Genomic DNA, 14380 nt, shown 5'->3' with positions numbered 1-14380 from the left:
GCTACGTCTGCGATGACCGCCGAGCCGAATAAATCAGCGTTTCCCTAGCGGCGACATGTAGTAGTAATCGAGCTTCTTTGCCATGCGCCCGATGATGTCGATCTGGCGTTCATTCAGTCCGATTGCACGGTACTGAGCGGCAGATTCTTCGTTGCCGCGAATCTCTGGATTCGCCAACAGAATCTTCGTCGGGCAGCTCTCGTACAGCACGTCGCGAATTGCGCTTTTTCCAACGTCAGAAAGGGACTGCGTAGCAAACAACACGACGCAGTTGGCCTTTCGCAAGACTTTTAGCCACTCCTTGATCTTCTCTTGGAACAGAGGGTGATTGAGCATCAACCACGCCTCATCGAGCACTAGCAGCGTCGGCGAGCCGTCCAGGCCGCGCTCAACGCAACGAAACAGATACAGCAAGACAGGAATTGCAAAGCGATCACCCATCTTCATAAGGTGCTCCATCTCGAACACCACGAAGCGATCAAGCGTAATGCTGTCCGATTCCGCCTCGAGCATTGCGTTGTTTCCGTCGAGCGTATACGGCTTGAGTGCTTCTCGTAACGCCTCGTCAGCGAGCTGTTGCACGAACGAAGTCATGGATCGACGACCAGCGTAAGAGTCATCGGCAATAATTCGCATCGCGTTGCGGATCGTCGTGCGATGCTCGGGCAGCACCACGAATTTTTGCAGCATCAGAAGCGTTTCGATGTAATCCTCGGCCCAAGCGCGCTCGGCAGGCTTATGCACGTTGCCCAATGGACACAAGTGAATTTCGCTTTCGTGCTCGCCGCCGATGTCGAAATACGTCCCCTGCACTCCGTGACACAGAATGAAAGACGAGTAGCCTTTCTCGAACTTCCGCACCTTCGCCCCCGGATACCTCAAGAATGCCTGTTCGATCAACTCCAGGTGCGTCGACTTGCCCGCGCCCGTAGGCCCCATCATCAGCGTGTGGCCGAGGTCATCGATGTGCAAGTTGAACCGAAAAGGGGCGTTGCCCGTCGTCTTTGCCATCAGTAGCGGTGGGCTCTTCGGCGGGTAGAACGGGCATGGATTCTCGCTCAAACCCGGCCACGTAGCCGTCGTCGGGATCAGATGCGCCAAATTCAGAGAATGCAGAATCGGCCGCCGCACGTTCTCGTACCCGTGGCCCGGCAGCGTGCCAAGATACGCCTCAACGGAATTCACGTCCTCAAGGCGACACGGAAAGCCGAGGTCCGAAATCGCGGTAATGCAGTCCTCGACACTCTCCTTCAGTTGCACAAGGTCTTCATCCATGAGGAGCACGACACTCGTGTAGTGCCCGTAGCGCACTAAGCCGGAGCCGGCCTCCGACATCGCGGTCTGAGCGTCGGCTGTCATTTCAAGCGCGTCCTGATCGATCGGCCCGGACGTCGAATTGCTCACCTGGTCGCGGAATCCACGTACCTTCTGACGCCATTTTTTCCGCAGTTTGCCGAGCAGCGACTTCCCCTCCTCCGGATTCATGAAAATGAACCGAGTGCTCCACCTATAGGAAATCGGCAGCGTGTTCAGCATGTTTAGGATTCCCGGGTAACTCGTCGCCGGAAAGCCCTCAATGGAAATCGCCCGCACGTGCTTCCTGCCAACGCGCGGCGTATTGCCGCCAGTGAAATCCTGACTTCCGATGATCGCGTCATACATGACGCCCGGTGGAGGCTTGACGATGTGTTGCCGGACACCCGTCACGCAGTAGTGCAGATATCCCGCGAGATGGTCGATCACCACCATCGAACCGTCCGCCCGGCTTTCGACCACTTGATCGGTTATTCGTGTGATCCCCTCGAACAGGGTTCCGAGGCGCGACTGAAGCTGATCCAGTTGGTCTTTGAACTTCGCCACCATCTGGTCTTGCAGCGACACACGGCTGATATTCAAGTCGGCACTCTTCTCGAACATCATCGCCGTTGCCTTGCTCTGCAACTGAAGCGGAGGAAGATACGTGAATATCATCGCGTAGACGCTTTCGAAGTGCGCCCCTTCCTGGTTGTACTGGGACTGTCGTTCGAGATCCATCAACGCCGCAACCGGGACCGGAAAATGGTTGTTTTCCGGATACCCGACAGCAGACGCGCGGATGGCGTCGACATGCACCATCCAACCCGAACCAAAGCGCCGCAGCGCGTCGTTGAGCCGCGCGGCGATCGCTTCCAGTTCGCCGTTGCTGGCCGATTCCGTGTCGGTTCCCCGATAGAAGAAACCCGCGATCAGCTCGCCACCCTTGCCCTGCATAATGCCGGGCTCGAGCGGACGAGCATAGCGCAGAAGATCTGCAAGACCCTGCGCCTCGTCCCGATATTCCTTCTGCATCCCTGCCCGGCCAGCCGCCAATGCGTACCCCACGATGCCGACAACCATCAGGCCGATCATGATCCAGAAACCGCTCATCGCTCGCCCCTTATTTGAAGTCCTTGTATGTGGGCATCGGCGCGTGCAAACGCCCTCGCGCGGGGTAATACGACCGATACTTCAGCGACCGCCGGACCACCTTTGACATGAGTGGGTCTTTGAGAGCCATGAAGCGCATGAGAGAAAGCCAAATTCCCCATAGGATTACTCCAAGCGGTATCCCGTAATAGAGCGAATACCGCATCGTCGTGATGAAGCCGAGATAAATAGAGACGAGAAGTCCGCCCACCACCAACCCGCGCTCGCCACCCATGAACATCATGTAGCGCACGCCGGACGCGTGGATGGTCACCTGAGTCAGTTCACTCCGATGGTCCGCACCCATCGCCGTCCCCAATCAGACCGAGCAGGCGCTCGACCCTGCACCCAGCTTCGTCGCGATCCAGCCGACGAATGCCGCGCCACCAACGACCAAGCAAATCGCCATCACAATGTTCACGACTTTCTTCAGGATCCCGGTCAATTCCTCGCCGAAAAGAAAACCGAGACCGGCTGCAGCGAACGCAATCGTGCCGACCGCGATCGGCGTCGCCCCCTTGAACCAGCCGGCAACACCGCAGAGCGCCCCGTCCCACGGCGCGGAGTTGTCGCTGACGGACTGGGCCGCGGCCGCGCCGGCATAACCGGCCAGGATCAACGCGGCGTACAGATTTGACGGCGAGAGCTTGCCCCTCACAAAGCGAAGGAAGCTCGCTCCGTTGCGCCGAACGCGCGCGATCGCTTCGCGAGACAACGCAGCAACACGGATCTTGACGATGTTGGTTTTCATGCATACTCCTTTTAAAAAATCATCAAACATAATGAAGAATGTACTTCTGCTTTTCGACGTCATACCCCTCGATGACGGCCAGCTCCCGCACCTTTCTGCCAGCGTCGATACCCGTCTCCTTTTCGATGAAAATACATAGGTCGATCGCATTCGAAATGACCTGCGGATTGGCCTTGATACCTTCGTTTTCCTCCATCAGTTGACCCACACGAACCAACCCGTCTTCACAGTCGTTCGCGTGAATCGTCGCGAGCCCACCCGGGTGCCCCGTGTTCCACATCTTCAGAAGCGCCAACACTGCCCCATCGCGAACTTCGCCCACGATGATCCGGTCCGGCCGCATCCTCATGGTTGCTTTAAGAAGGCGCGTCATACTGACGTCGGCGTTGGAGCGCATTTGGACGAAGTTATCGGCCGCGCACTGAATCTCCCCGGTGTCCTCGATCAGCACGATCCGATGGTCAGGCGTGAGCTTCGCAATTCCATCCAAAATCGCATTGACTAGCGTGGTCTTGCCGGAGCTGGTCGAGCCGATAACAAGAATGTTTTTGCGTTGACGGATTGCGAGACGGATGATGTCTCCGTGTGACAGGCCCTTAGCAGCATCCACGAAGCTCGCGGTGCGCCGCCGCCGCGCATTCAAGGGATCGTCACGGTGAGTGATAATCCCGCGTTTTTCGTAGTCATCGATGGTGAAGATCAATGACGCCTTTTTTCGAATCGCGAATGCTGGAGCTGCGACGACCGGCCAAATCAGTCCTTCGAACCGACTCCCGTCCAGAGGTAGCTCCCCCTCGAGGATTGGCTCTTTAATCGTGACCGACGTTCGCAGCATCTCCGCGATACCGTTGAACAGACTTTCGGCCGTGATCGCGGACATCTTCTGCCCCGTATCGAACATACCGCGGCCCAGTTCGTCGAGGAATATCCGCCCGTCTGGATTGAGCATTACCTCGATGATCTTCGGGTTGCTCAACGCATCAAGGCACGTCGGTCCCAAATCCCGACGCAACCCTGTCATCTTTCGCTCGCGCGCCTGTTCTGACAGAGCTCGAGGCGCACTGTCGTTCCTCGGCGCGGCAAAGTTGGAAGTTTCAGCCCGGTCCATCTATGTTCCCCGATCAATTCCCAGCGGCCCGGCGTCATGCCGCTCACTGCAGTTATCGTAACCGCCACTTTTGAATAGCACAATGATATCATTCTATCACTGATCGTAAGAACATTTCTGACGTCAGAAAATTTGTCATGCCGGCTCCACCATCTTTTTCAGAGGCTGATGGCTATGAGACTTAAACCGCTATTTGTTGTACTTCTCGCCGCGCTTTTCTCCGGTAACGCCGCGCACGCTGCGTTCTTCGTCAGCGACGACGCTCCGACCGTCACCGCATCTCATCCGGAGGCAGCTCGCCGCGAGACAACAGCTTATGTATCGTTCTACGGGAACCGTCCGTCTCGTGCTGGAAGAAACACACTCCAAAACCTTTCGAGCGCCGCTCTGGCCGCCGACTCCATCGCCATTAACGCGTACGGGAAAACGCGCGCGCAACTGGCAATCGCAAAACGCCGTGTCGCGGCCCTAAAAGACTGGTTCGTGAAGCAAGGAGTACCCGAGCCCAAGATCCAGGCGTGGTCTGAACTCGATCCCGAAGACGATGCGACCGATAACGATGTACAAGTCGTGCTCAGGTCGTCACTTCTCATTCCGACGCAAGACGCCATAGCCAGCGCTACGCTGTCGACCCCCGCAGCGGCGCCGGCGGCACCGCCGCAGCGCTCCACAACTGGCGCGGTGATGAATGACCAGGTACGCCTAGAAATCGCCCGCCGGCTCATGGCGATGGCTCAGAGCAAGATCATTTCACAGGAAGATGCAGTGCGGCTCGTATCCGACTTCCTCACTGCGAACGCCCCACAAGCTGCACCGCAACTCGCGGCCCGAGTCTCACCCTCCGCCGCTGTCCCGGCCCCTATCGCGCAGATCGTCCCGATCACGGACGTGACCCGTACATGGACCCTGATAGCGAATCAATCGCTGCAGGAAAATCTGCGGCAATGGGCAAAGGTGGCTGGTTACTCTGAGCCGGAGTGGGCTGCATCGAACCCGTATCAAGTGACCTACAGCTCTCCCTATACCGGCACGTTCCTTGAGGTACTCCAGCAGCTTTCGACAATTGTCCCTGGACTTGACTTCCAGGTGTCGCAGTCGCGGCACACGCTTCGCGTCGTCGACGCAAAACACTGAGCGGAGGACGCTATGCCGCTCTTCATCGCGCTGCTGATGTTCGTGTCTTTCGTAACCGATTTCGAGGGAGCGGTATTGACTCGCGCGCAGAACGCGCGCATCTCGCAGGAGGCCAACGTAGTCGGCGACAGTATGCGCGTGTATCGGAACTACGTGCAGCAATACGCGATCGCAAATTCGACCTTCACTGGCCAGGTGCCCGATAGCGTATTGCCCACGTGGTACGTGCGTCCCACATCCGTCAACAACTACGTTAGCAACGGCGCGGTATACGTCTACAATACTGCGCCGCCGCAAGGCCTGGTTACAGCGATCGCGACCCGCAGCTCTTACCTCATCACTGTAGGAACGAACGTAAATGGCCATCTTGTCGGCCCGTCGATCGGCCCTGCCAGCCCATCCGTCAGCATTCCCGCACAAGTGCCGCAAGCCAGCGTCGTTATAACCCCTTAGAAGCCACGCAAAGCCCTCCCCCGCCTCAAGAGAACATTCGTCTTTGTCGTCAGTGTGATAACTGGTGCAGGCCATCATTCCGACTATAGTCGGATGATGACTATTGTCTGAACCGCGACAATTTTGGCTGACAATTCTCAGCCAACATGACCAACCCAAACCGAGCCTTCGGCAAAGTTCTACGCGAACTGCGAACTGCACGAAAAGCGACTCAGGAATCCCTCGGTTACGCCGCCGGTCTCGATCGCACCTACATTTCGATGCTTGAACTGGGCCAACGTAACCCAACGCTCGTCACCATGTTGGCGCTTTGCGGTGCGCTCCAAATATCGTTCACCGAGCTAGCCGTGAAGATCGAGGCAGGGCTCGCTGCTGACCGTCAGTAGCCACGCAAACAACTGCACCGAACTGCCGATCGGTGCCCCGCCTGGAGCGCAATCCCGGGCAGCAAGCGCTCCCTCGGTATCGTCGGCCGTGCCAGATCTTTCCGTTTAGGCCGTTGCGCTGCCGAAGAATGTGAATCACGTTCCCGTAAACCCCGCCGGCGATCGCGAAATCAGACATGCTTTCCGCCTTACTGGCTTCCGGCCGGGTGCGGGCCCAATGGGCTCAAATTGACTTAGCGCCGCGCCGCAATAACGGGAATCCCAATCTGATCAACGACCTGCGCCACGAGGTGCTTTGCCCCGGACGGCGTGAGATGCGCATCATCGAACGCAACGATCTCGCCCTTCCCTTCACCGATCCTCGTCTTGCAACCCCGCGCGTCGCAGAGTGCGCGATAGCTATCCACGAACCCAACGTGCTGGGCGGCTGCAACCGCCGCGACTGCGGCGTCAATTGTCGCGAATGACTCGTCCAGATCAAATGACGACCGAGACGGCAAAGTCTGGTGTCCGTTCTTGCGCCAGTAGGCCCAGTACACGTTCGGCAGCTTGTCGTGCCAATGCGGGACGGCGCCTACCATGACAATCTTCCCAACCCCCACCGCGCGGAGTGCCGCAATTGTATTGGGCATTTTTTCCAGGTCGTCTTGCGACCAATTCGCCTGTAGCACCACGAGCTCCGGCTTCAACTGCCGGATTGCCTCGACCGACTGCTCGTGGATCGCCGCGCAGCGCGGCGATCGAGCATCTGCAGGCAGAAGCGGAGGGCAACCGGAAGCCGTGTACTGCGCCAATCGAAATGCATACTGGCGCTGAAGGCTCTCAATCCCCGGGTAGAGCGACGCCGCGAAAGAATCGCCCCATAGCAGCACGAGTGGACCCGTGCCAGCGCCCTGACACACGTCGGGGAACTGCGGTTTATCGTCGCCATCACGAAAGCACACTTTCTCCCGCCATGCTGTCTTGACGTCGAAGTCCGTCGACGTGAACCGCCCCGCCATCGCGGTCAGACGAAACGCCATGCCATCCCGGCGATACGTGTTGGCACCGGCGAGACCCACACACAGCATCACGACACACAACATCGTGACAGCCCAACGCGGCTTCCTGATTGACACGCGGATCGGCTTTTCGACCAGATACGTTGTCAGGAAGGCCAGAACGATACTCGCCGCGACAGCGGCCAAACGAAATACTACCGAGGGCGTCGCCGCATCCAGAATTCGCCCGAAGACCAGAAGCGGCCAGTGCCACAGGTAAAGCGGATAGCTGACGAGGCCGACCTGCACCAAGACTTGCCGCGAGAGCAACGCGCGGTTCACCGTAGCTCGAGGCCCCGCGGCGATCAGGAGTGATGCACCCAGCACCGGCAGGAGCGCCCACCACCCCGGAAAGATTCTTTTCTCGTTGATCAGGACGACGGCAACAGCGATCATCCCGGCTCCGATGACCGAGATCGCGTTCACCCAGCGACCAACCTCCAGTCGCTTCACGTTCTGCAGCCAGGCCAGAGCGCAACCGGTCATCAGTTCCCAGAATCGTCCGCTCGGCAAATAGAAGGCCGCGACCGGATGCGTCTGCACGCTCACGATGTTCACGACAAACGACGCGATCCAAAGTAGCGCAATTGCAATCAGCGGGCCGCGCCGAAATTTGAACGCGATCCAGAACGCGATCGGCAGGACGATATAGAACTGCTCCTCCACACCTAGCGACCATAGATGCAAAAGCGGTTGTTTCTCCGCCTGCGTGGCGAAGTATCCGGCTCCTTTCCATAGCACGATGTTGGAAACAAATCCGGCGCCCCCCGCGATTTGTGCGCCCAGCTGCTTGAATTCATCAGCCAGAAGCTCGAACCAACCGAACGCGTAACACGCCGTCAGCACGAGCAGCAGGGCTGGGAAGATTCGGCGGATCCGCCGCGCATAGAATGATCGGTAGGTGAACGAGCCCGCGGCAAATTCCCTGAGAAGAATCGATCCGATAAGGTAGCCCGAGATGACAAAAAAAATGTCCACCCCGACAAAACCGCCGGGTAAGAGAGACGGGAAAGCGTGGAACAGGACCACGACACTGACGGCAACGGCGCGCAGGCCGTCGATATCGGCCCGGTAGCTCACGCCGGGATGGCTCATGGGAGCTACCGACCGCGCGGCAACAGGATTCATGCTATTGGAGATTTAAATGGAGTGGGCGGACAGGGCCGTCCGCCCAAAGAGCCGCAATTGTAGCGGCATTTACTGCGCGCATATCGCATGGGCGATGCATGACCCCCCGTTATTCTCTGCGCAGTAGTAGCTATTGCCGCTTGGCTGACACTGGCGAGGAGCAATTTCGCGGCCATCCCCGCCGCGATTGATATCGCAGCTGCCGCCCGTCAACGTGTAACCACTAGGGCATGAGGCCCATGCAGTCGGCTGCCAACCGCCCGAATCGACCTGAACGACGTTCGATAGGCCGCCTCCTGCCTTCTGCCACACGCCCCCTGCGCAGATAACGAGCCCCTTCAGCGTCGATTGATCACGCCGCACAGAGGCCTCCTGCGAGCACCCGCTACCAGGCCACGCCGATGCGTAGATGTAATTGTCGCCATCCGAATAGAACCCCCCGGTTACTTCCAATTGGCCGCTGCCACCACCACCACCGACGATCGTTCGACCGCCAGACCACGGCTGAAGATAGAGCGTCCCGTTGGCATTTACCTCCAGTTGGCCCGCACCGAGGACCGCCGCCCCATTTGCGTTCAAGTTTACATTCCCCGAGTTGGTCGTGAGTTGCCCATTCGCCGTCACATTTCCATTGGCGACGACATTGCCGGATTGGTCAACGGTAAACAACTGCGCGTTCCAAGCGCTATTCACAAGCCGTAAAGTGCCGTTCAAGCTTTCGAGATAGATGGTTTGGCCATTTGCGCCCACCAGACCGAGCACCCCACCCTCCGGCACCTGGTTGAAGCCGATGACCTTCCCATTCGCCAAAGTGACTGATGGCGCACCGTATCCGCCGTTGGAGAGAACCTGCAAACTCTGCGAGCTGATGAGATTCGCGTTATTGACATTATTGTTGTTCATGTCGATCGCAGTTTCCATCTGATTCGCCTGCGGATTACCAGGCACGACAACTCGCGAGAGATAGTTCGATACCGCCGACGCGTTCTGAAAAAAACCTGCGGCGGCCAGGTGTCCTCCGCCCGGAGAACCCCCGAAATTCGACAGTACCGCGTTCCAGCCCCCCATTGCTCCCGTTGCGTTAGTCGGCGTGAGGCTCGATACAAAGCCGCCCGCTCCACCGATCATCTTTGCAATGCTACGTAAATCGCCCTCGCCGATGGTACTTCCACCTGTCGTGAGCACCATCAAGTCGATCTGTCCAGATGGTTCCTTGTAGAACCGGAGCGAGTATTGCTGTCCATACACGTTGGTTTGGCTGATCGTCGTCGTGCCACCCATAAAGGTAGCCCACGGGTACGTGGCCGTTGGGTTCGCTGCGGCCTGCACTGTCGTGTAGTTCTGGTTGAACCACGTCAACGCCTGCTGAAATACGGTGTTCAGGTTGTCCGCGGCGTTCTGGTTGTCCTTCCGGTCAGCATCGGCTTTAAGCCATGTCCCTACGCTAACCATTGCGACCAGTAGTACCGCCATCACGACAACCGCTTCGAGCGAGATCACGCCGCGTTGCCGCGACGGAGCCCACGGGCTTCTTTGCCGTGCTACACGACTTGTCTTGGGTTGGCGCGAAACGCTCGCCATACAGGGGTGCGCTGTCTTCATTTTCCCTTCCTGGACACCCATGCCGACGCGTTTGCTTGGTGTTCGATGTCCTGCTTAAGACCGGCAAAGTTGCCTTCTCGAATTTTCGCCTTCACGGAGTCGTTGTCCTTGACGACCAGCACCTTGGACCGCAGCCGTTTTGCATACTGTCCGGGCCTCGGTTGAATGCTATCGAGCGTCTGCCACACAAAAGCGGCTAACCCCTTCGCAATCACACTCCCCGCCTCTTCCATTCGCTGCACCGCGAGCGAATGCAGCCGCTCAATTCCGCCCTCTATGTCTTCACAATGCTGGGTTGCAAAAATGAGGTGTCCGTTGAGCCCCGCTCGCGCCGCTTCGGCCGCCGTATCAGGGTCTCGAATTTCACCCAGAAAAATGATTCCCGCGCCGCTCCGCAATCCAATGCGAAGCTGCTCCTGGTATCCGCCGTTTGCCGCGTTTGCCCAAACCTGGACTATCCGGCCGTTGCCGTGGCGACCTTCGAGGTTCAGCTCCGGCGGATCCTCCACGCCGAAGCCCAACCCCCCATATCGCTTCACGCGCTCGAGGAAGAGCGATCCTGCCGTCGAGGTCTTGCCCATCTTCATTTCACCGCCTATCAAGACGAGGCCACGAAGGCTTTTGTCCAGCAATACCTCCAGTACCGGGTCACTCAATCCCAACGCGCTAGGTGAGCGGACATCAGCGTGTGGTTGCCTCAGCGCGAACACCGTTTCATGCACGCCCGTGTACATCGTTACGCGATAGAGCACATCACCGACGGGAATCGAAAACTCGCGTGCCCGATTTGCCTTCGAGAAATGCACGCACGTTGCTCGGAGCGAGGCAATCTCCGGCCTGAGTTCCTCGGGGACCGGGACAAGGCCTTCGACGCCGTTGAGCCCGGAGATTTCACTGAAGCTCTCGCCGAGGTACAAATCAACAAACTCGATCGAATTGATCCTATTCACGCCGGCCGCCCTCTACCTTTACTTGGTACTCGTCCAGAGAATGGTGCTCGGATCCGTCGTGCAAGCCGCCTGCGCCGTCGCCGTAGCGATGGCTCCCGTACTTGCCGCGCCACTGTTGACGGAGACGGAATCAAACTGCCCGTTCTGCGACACCGATGAGACGATCTTGATGCAGCTCTTCTGTGGGACACCCGGATCGCTCAATGTGAACCCCATGCCCGTGCTCTTGATAGCGTATGCCTGTCCCCAGTTGTTCAAAATCTGCCCGCCGTTCACAGCCATGTTGCCAGGCACTTTGCCCATTGCGATCAGCGTCGCCGACAAGTCGGTGCCAGCAGCACCGTAGCCCGCTGCAGTCTTGATTTCCCGGATCGCGCCGTACAACGACTGGACGTTCCCACCCTCGGTCGTGTTATCCGTGCCCAAGAACAACTGGCCGATCCGCGATCCTCCCCACACGAGCAACACGAGGATGATTGCAATTACAACGATCGCTTCGATCGAAATGATCCCGCGTTGATTACGATGACCGCGCACCTTCCCCTTCGCGCCACACGGTTTTCCCACGTCCCGAATACCTTCGGTGACCGTAGCGATTGCGGCGACCCTCTCGGAATTCGTCTCGAACTGCTGCATGATCCCACCTCCATTGACTGAAATAAATATACTACTCTGACCAATCCGACAGCTGCCCAATCACAGGCCACTCGTGAAGCTGTTCGTGACCCCGTTGGCGCCAGCGAGAATGAGCAAGATCAAAACACCTCCAAAGCCAATCGCCACTTGCTTGAATCCCGCCGCAAACTGTTCGAGGCGCTCGACCGTTTCGTCCATCCATTCGTCGGCAAACTGTCTCAGCTGCGACTCTCCGCCATCCATGCTGCCGATCAGTTTCACGTACGCAATTGAATCCCGGCTTGGGAAGTCGTACCCACACTCCTTCAGCGCCGAACCGAGATCCAGTCCATTCTTAACCCCAGCGAGCACCCCATCGATCCGCTCCCTCATGTAAGGGGACGCGCGTTCCGACATGTCCTCAAGAATCTCGACCTTCGATACTCCCGCCTCGAGAAGCACGCAGACGTTGTAAAGAAAAATAGCGCCCTGAACGATTCGGTACACGGTCCAGGGTGGAATCTTGTCGAGGTAATACCGTACTCTGCCGGTCAAGCGCGGCATGCTAACGATCGCGAATAGAACCAGTCCGATGCACCCCAGGAGCAGCATCTCTCCGTGCGCCGCGACGAAATCAGACATGTACTGCATCGCGTACGTGCTCGAATCCCAATACTCTTTCTTGCTTACGCGCAGGAGCTTGGGCATCACCGTTACGGAAATCTGGTAGAAGGTGACGCCCAAGGACAGCATAATGATGGACGGATACGTGACGGCATTGACCACGGCCTTCCGCATCGCAGTCTTCCGATTAATAATCTCGGCCGCTCGCGCAAGGGCCTCGGCCAATTTCCCGCTCGTGTCACCCGAGGCGATCGTGGAATGCTCGTCAAAAGGTGTCCAGCTCTGCAGGCGATCGGACAGACGTGTCCCCTCCTCCACTGCGATGAGACAGTCACTCGTCACCAATGCCTCAATACGATCCGGCGTTTTCCCGTCGTCGCTGTACACATCGTATTGAGCCTGCAACGCCTTCTTGAGAGACACACGATTGCGCAACAACAACGCCATCGAACGATAGAAATTGCGCCTAGCTTTTGCCGAGAACCACAACCGATACCACGCTGCGTTCAACCGCTCAGACAAAGAATCAAACATCGCTCGTCACCCGATCGTTAGCAGATCTTCATCGAGACCACAAACGGCTTCTTCACCCAAGTAAGGATCCACGATGCCCTCGTTGATTTTGTGGATCAGGTGCTGGCTCTTCGTCATACCGCCCATCTCTTTTACCCAGTAGGCTCGAGCGGCGCTTGAGCCTCCCTCCGCCGACCGGTAGATGTTCAGAAGCTTCTGATTTGTCAAGACCACCTCCGCCACGACGGTCCGATCCACCACTCCAATCCCGCCGCACACTTCGCAGTCCGGCTTGTTGCCCCGCACGAACACCGCGGAAGGAATGCAGAAACGCTCGACACGCTCGCACAAGTCGGGAGAGAGCTCCTTCGAATGCAGTTTGAACGGCCGCTTGCAAGCCGGGCAAAGGATGGGCGCCAGCGACTGGTTGATCACGCCTGTAAACAATGCTGCATCGGCAAGACGGCGTTCCGGTACTCCGAGATCCGCCAGACGATCAAATGTCGCAAATCCATCGCGCGCATGCGTAGTCGTCCACATCGGATGGCCAGTGAGTGCGGCATGAATTCCTGCAATCGCGGACGCGAGATCGCGGAGCTCACCCACCATGATGTAGTCCGGGTCCAGGCGCATCAGATTGCTGATCGACTTCGCCCAAGCCTCGGAAATTGCGTTCAGATCGTCCATGTTTGCGACGACCAACGGCGTTTGGACAGCTCCTTCAATAACGTACTCCAGAGGCTGCTCGACAGTCAGCAGATTTATCAGCCGATGGTGGAGGTTCAGCAACATCGACAGCACGACTTGCAATGACGTCGACTTTCCTGATCCGGTAACACCCGAGAAAATGTTGATGCCGCGACGACGCAGCATCTGCTGGATTGCTTCGATCTGACGCGCGTTATAGCCGAGATTCGCGAGCGTCTTTTGCTTCTTCATGTTGCCGTAAAGCAGACGCAACACCAGCAGGTTTCCGTACTCCATCGGCCTAGTAGCGATGCGAGCGCCATTGAGGCCCGCGGCCTTCAGAAATTCGCGAGAGAGCCGGCCGTCTTGCGTTTCGCGGTCGTTGTAGTTCGGTTCGGCAACGTCCGTCATCGACTCGTACATACAACGGCAGAGCGCCTGACCTTCTTCCGGGCTCAGCTCCATCTTCTCGAGCAGCAGGCCGTGAATCCGCATTTTGAGCAGCGTGCGCGTCTCATAGTTCAAAATGTGCAGATCGCTGGCGCCTTCCTTCACGCACTGCTTGATCAACCCGATCGCCCGAATCTGCATCTTGCTAACGTCGGCCTTCTCCCCTGCCTTCGATGCCGTCCCCGATAGCAGGTTCGCGAACTGTTCCAAATTCACGAACTTGCGCTCGAACTTGACGCCAAAGCCGTTCAACAGCGTCTCGTATGCACGGACGCCATGGTCGCTCTTGTACGACTCAACGACCACGAGTGTCCAATCTGACAAGAGTGCGACGGCGTGCCGCGCTGCTTCCGGGACTTCATACTGAGACCCTTCGGTCGAAATCACCTGTGCGTCGGGCGATTCAAGAACCGATACGTCGCTCATGTCCATGACACGCCTCCTAGGGAAACACTGATCAATTCGGCTTGGCGGTCATCGCTGACGAGGCCAAG

General features: G+C 57.9%; 13 protein-coding genes. 3 read left to right on the top strand and 10 right to left on the bottom strand.

Features of this window, described 5'->3' with window-relative positions; genetic code table 11:
* Positions 1–33 precede the first annotated feature (33 nt).
* From ACSHSS_RS28225 to ACSHSS_RS28210, 4 genes are read right to left on the bottom strand one after another with little or no spacing between them, the layout of a single operon-like run.
* Complete coding sequence (locus ACSHSS_RS28225) at positions 34–2406, bottom strand: VirB4 family type IV secretion/conjugal transfer ATPase (protein ID WP_445545809.1); 2373 nt, start codon at positions 2404–2406, stop codon at positions 34–36.
* Positions 2407–2416: 10 nt separating this feature from the next.
* The gene (locus ACSHSS_RS28220; protein WP_445545808.1) at positions 2417–2752 is read right to left on the bottom strand and encodes a VirB3 family type IV secretion system protein; all 336 of its coding nucleotides are present in this window, start codon (positions 2750–2752) and stop codon (positions 2417–2419) included.
* A gap of 12 nt (positions 2753–2764) precedes the next feature.
* Positions 2765–3196: a TrbC/VirB2 family protein gene (locus ACSHSS_RS28215; RefSeq protein ID WP_445545807.1), complete on the bottom strand. Its 432-nt coding sequence runs from the start codon at positions 3194–3196 to the stop codon at positions 2765–2767.
* Between the two features lie 22 nt (positions 3197–3218).
* Positions 3219–4304 carry an ATPase, T2SS/T4P/T4SS family gene (locus ACSHSS_RS28210; protein ID WP_445545806.1) on the bottom strand — a complete coding sequence of 362 codons (1086 nt, stop codon included), beginning with the start codon at positions 4302–4304 and terminating at the stop codon, positions 3219–3221.
* 174 nt (positions 4305–4478) lie between these two features.
* Between ACSHSS_RS28210 and ACSHSS_RS28205 the strand changes: the two genes are divergently transcribed.
* From ACSHSS_RS28205 to ACSHSS_RS28195, 3 genes are all read left to right on the top strand, one after another.
* On the top strand, positions 4479–5438 hold the full coding sequence (locus ACSHSS_RS28205; RefSeq protein ID WP_445545805.1) for a hypothetical protein: 960 nt from the start codon (positions 4479–4481) through the stop codon (positions 5436–5438).
* 12 nt (positions 5439–5450) lie between these two features.
* Positions 5451–5891, top strand: a complete 441-nt coding sequence (gene pilM / locus ACSHSS_RS28200) for a type IV pilus biogenesis protein PilM (RefSeq protein WP_060332496.1) — start codon at positions 5451–5453, stop codon at positions 5889–5891.
* Positions 5892–6037: 146 nt separating this feature from the next.
* Positions 6038–6277, top strand: a complete 240-nt coding sequence (locus tag ACSHSS_RS28195) for a helix-turn-helix domain-containing protein (protein WP_060332497.1) — start codon at positions 6038–6040, stop codon at positions 6275–6277.
* Positions 6278–6510: 233 nt separating this feature from the next.
* Here the strand turns inward: ACSHSS_RS28195 and ACSHSS_RS28190 are convergent, their stop codons facing one another.
* The 6 genes from ACSHSS_RS28190 to ACSHSS_RS28165 form a co-directional block, all read right to left on the bottom strand.
* On the bottom strand, positions 6511–8412 hold the full coding sequence (locus ACSHSS_RS28190; protein ID WP_445545804.1) for an acyltransferase family protein: 1902 nt from the start codon (positions 8410–8412) through the stop codon (positions 6511–6513).
* Between the two features lie 102 nt (positions 8413–8514).
* Positions 8515–9945: a shufflon system plasmid conjugative transfer pilus tip adhesin PilV gene (gene pilV / locus ACSHSS_RS28185; RefSeq protein WP_157657506.1), complete on the bottom strand. Its 1431-nt coding sequence runs from the start codon at positions 9943–9945 to the stop codon at positions 8515–8517.
* A gap of 98 nt (positions 9946–10043) precedes the next feature.
* Positions 10044–10997 (bottom strand): ATPase, T2SS/T4P/T4SS family, encoded by a 954-nt coding sequence (locus tag ACSHSS_RS28180; RefSeq protein ID WP_063909642.1) that lies wholly within the window; start codon positions 10995–10997, stop codon positions 10044–10046.
* A gap of 18 nt (positions 10998–11015) precedes the next feature.
* On the bottom strand, positions 11016–11633 hold the full coding sequence (locus ACSHSS_RS28175) for a type 4 pilus major pilin (RefSeq protein ID WP_445545803.1): 618 nt from the start codon (positions 11631–11633) through the stop codon (positions 11016–11018).
* A gap of 60 nt (positions 11634–11693) precedes the next feature.
* The gene (locus tag ACSHSS_RS28170; protein WP_175795390.1) at positions 11694–12770 is read right to left on the bottom strand and encodes a type II secretion system F family protein; all 1077 of its coding nucleotides are present in this window, start codon (positions 12768–12770) and stop codon (positions 11694–11696) included.
* A gap of 6 nt (positions 12771–12776) precedes the next feature.
* Positions 12777–14318, bottom strand: a complete 1542-nt coding sequence (locus tag ACSHSS_RS28165) for a GspE/PulE family protein (protein ID WP_445545802.1) — start codon at positions 14316–14318, stop codon at positions 12777–12779.
* Positions 14319–14380 lie beyond the last annotated feature (62 nt).

Source organism: Burkholderia sp. BC1 (assembly GCF_052683555.1).
This window is presented reverse-complemented; position numbering and strand designations above follow the sequence as displayed.

Coding starts and splice junctions, on each gene's coding strand:
- ACSHSS_RS28225 (WP_445545809.1), bottom strand. CDS start 2,406: ATGAGCGGTTTCTGGATCATGATCGGCCTGATGGTTGTCGGCATCGTG.
- ACSHSS_RS28220 (WP_445545808.1), bottom strand. CDS start 2,752: ATGGGTGCGGACCATCGGAGTGAACTGACTCAGGTGACCATCCACGCG.
- ACSHSS_RS28215 (WP_445545807.1), bottom strand. CDS start 3,196: ATGAAAACCAACATCGTCAAGATCCGTGTTGCTGCGTTGTCTCGCGAA.
- ACSHSS_RS28210 (WP_445545806.1), bottom strand. CDS start 4,304: ATGGACCGGGCTGAAACTTCCAACTTTGCCGCGCCGAGGAACGACAGT.
- ACSHSS_RS28205 (WP_445545805.1), top strand. CDS start 4,479: ATGAGACTTAAACCGCTATTTGTTGTACTTCTCGCCGCGCTTTTCTCC.
- pilM (WP_060332496.1), top strand. CDS start 5,451: ATGCCGCTCTTCATCGCGCTGCTGATGTTCGTGTCTTTCGTAACCGAT.
- ACSHSS_RS28195 (WP_060332497.1), top strand. CDS start 6,038: ATGACCAACCCAAACCGAGCCTTCGGCAAAGTTCTACGCGAACTGCGA.
- ACSHSS_RS28190 (WP_445545804.1), bottom strand. CDS start 8,412: ATGAGCCATCCCGGCGTGAGCTACCGGGCCGATATCGACGGCCTGCGC.
- ACSHSS_RS28175 (WP_445545803.1), bottom strand. CDS start 11,633: ATGCAGCAGTTCGAGACGAATTCCGAGAGGGTCGCCGCAATCGCTACG.
- ACSHSS_RS28170 (WP_175795390.1), bottom strand. CDS start 12,770: ATGTTTGATTCTTTGTCTGAGCGGTTGAACGCAGCGTGGTATCGGTTG.
- ACSHSS_RS28165 (WP_445545802.1), bottom strand. CDS start 14,318: ATGGACATGAGCGACGTATCGGTTCTTGAATCGCCCGACGCACAGGTG.